Origin of the sequence: Actinomycetospora soli, assembly GCF_021026295.1 — a bacterium.
Taxonomy (GTDB): domain Bacteria; phylum Actinomycetota; class Actinomycetes; order Mycobacteriales; family Pseudonocardiaceae; genus Actinomycetospora; species Actinomycetospora soli.
This window is the reverse complement of the sequence record NZ_JAJNDA010000063.1, coordinates 1-1714: the sequence shown is the minus strand read 5'-3', so window position 1 is coordinate 1714 and position 1714 is coordinate 1. Positions and strand designations below refer to the sequence as shown.

Below are 1714 nucleotides of genomic sequence, written 5' to 3'. Positions count from 1 at the left end.
CAACCCGATCAGACGCCATTCCAGCATCGGAATGCTCTCACCGGTCGACTTCGAAGCCCGCCACACCGACCCCGACCAAGATCACTGACCCCACACCCCAGGTGTCCGGTCTACGGGGTCAAGCTCAGCCCGACCGGACCGTTGAGGTGCCTCTGGCGCCCCGCGTCGTCGGGGAACGCGTCGTAGATACCGAACGACGAGGGCCCGAACCGGAAGGCGACCCACCGGACCGTGGTGGGTTCGTCCTGCACGAGGGTCAGCCCGTGCTGCAGGAAGTCCTCGACGTCCGTCTCTCGACCCGGCAGCGCCTCGATACGCACCAGGAACCCTACGGTCACTGGCTCAGCCATGATCGATCTCTCTCCTCGAGGACGTTGTTCGTCAGGTGCGGTCGCGGCGACGGCGGTGAACCCGTCCGCCAGGCGGACTTCGCGAGGTAGCGTCGTCCTGAGGCCGACCCGTTGGAAGGTCGGTGGTTTCGACGTCAGAACGCGGCACCGGCAGCTTCGGCGACGGCCTGGTCCTGGTCGCCGGTACCCCCGGACACTCCCACCCCACCGACGACGTTGCCGTTGCTTCCGCGCAGCGGCACGCCGCCGGCGAAGATCATGACCCGGCCCTGGTTGGAGTCGCTGATGCCGTAGAACTGCTCACCGGGCTGGGAGTTCTTCGCGAGGTCGGCCGTCAGGTGTCGAACGCTCGCGCGGTGAAGGCCTTGTTGATCGAAATGTCGATGCTGCCCATCCAGGCGTCGTCCATCCGAATGTGGGCCACCAGGTTCCCGCCCGCATCGACCACCGCCACGTTGCTCGGCGACCCGATCTCCCGGGCCTTGTGCTCGCCCGCGGCGATCACCCTGCGGGCGTCCTCGAGGGACACCGTCTCGATCTGCCTCATCGTCGGTCTCCGTTCCTAGCGGCGCGAGTGTGGCCGGGGTCAGGCCTGAACCCGGTGGCGGCCCTCGGCGAACTCCTCGACGATCTTCGCGCCGAACGCGGGCAGGTCGTCGTTCTGGATTCGGGCCGCTCGATCGCGGAGGTGGCCCGGTCGATCGATGTGCACGAGATGACGTTGGGCAAGTGGGTGAAAAAGGCCAAGCAGGCCCGCACGGCAGCTGATACTGACAAGCCGTTGGCGGTCGATGAGCGTGAGGAACTCGAACGGCTGCGCGCGGAGAACGCGACGCTGCGGATGGAGCGTGACTTCGCAAAAAAAGTAGCGACCTGGTTCGCGAAAGACCAGCCGTGAAGTACGCGGCGATCGCGAACTGGGCCGACTCCGACGACCCCGCCGACGCGTTCCCGGTGAGCTTCATGTGCGCATCGCTCGAGGTGTCGCGCTCGGGGTATCACGACTGGCGCCGCCGACTGCCCTCGCGCCGCGACCTCGACGACGCCGAGTTGACCGCGAAGATCTGCGAGCAGTACGACCAGCTGCCCGGCCGGCCCGGGGTCCGGCGGGTGTGGGCGGAGCTGACCGCGCAGGGCTGGCGGGTCGGCCGCAAGCGGGTGTGGCGGCTGATGCGCGCGGCGGGCCTGCAGGGACGCACCCCGTGGCGCTGGCGGCGCACCACCGTCGCGGGTGGCCGGCGCCCGATCGACGCGCCGGACCTGCTCGGCCAGCAGTTCGACGTCGAGGCCCTCGACACCGTCTGGGCCGGCGACATCACCTACATCGACACCGTCGACGGGTTCTGCTTCCTGGCCACCGTGAT

The 1714-nt window shown here is 68.4% G+C and carries 3 protein-coding genes and 1 pseudogene; 2 read left to right on the top strand and 2 right to left on the bottom strand.

Annotated elements, in window-relative coordinates; genetic code table 11:
* Nucleotides 1–110 precede the first annotated feature (110 nt).
* Both LN037_RS32045 and LN037_RS32040 read right to left on the bottom strand, forming a co-directional pair.
* Nucleotides 111–350, bottom strand: coding sequence for a putative quinol monooxygenase (locus LN037_RS32045; RefSeq protein WP_230761171.1), 240 nt, complete (start codon nucleotides 348–350; stop codon nucleotides 111–113).
* A gap of 134 nt (nucleotides 351–484) precedes the next feature.
* Nucleotides 485–897 (bottom strand): annotated as a pseudogene (locus LN037_RS32040) (GlcG/HbpS family heme-binding protein).
* 54 nt (nucleotides 898–951) lie between these two features.
* Between LN037_RS32040 and LN037_RS32035 the strand changes: the two are divergent.
* Nucleotides 952–1248 carry a transposase gene (locus LN037_RS32035; RefSeq protein WP_230761169.1) on the top strand — a complete coding sequence of 99 codons (297 nt, stop codon included), beginning with the start codon at nucleotides 952–954 and terminating at the stop codon, nucleotides 1246–1248.
* A partial coding sequence (locus tag LN037_RS32030; RefSeq protein ID WP_230761167.1) for an IS3 family transposase occupies nucleotides 1245–1714 on the top strand: 470 nt, incomplete at its 3' end. The genes LN037_RS32035 and LN037_RS32030, both read left to right, overlap by 4 nt.

Coding starts and splice junctions, on each gene's coding strand:
- LN037_RS32045 (WP_230761171.1), bottom strand. CDS start 350: ATGGCTGAGCCAGTGACCGTAGGGTTCCTGGTGCGTATCGAGGCGCTG.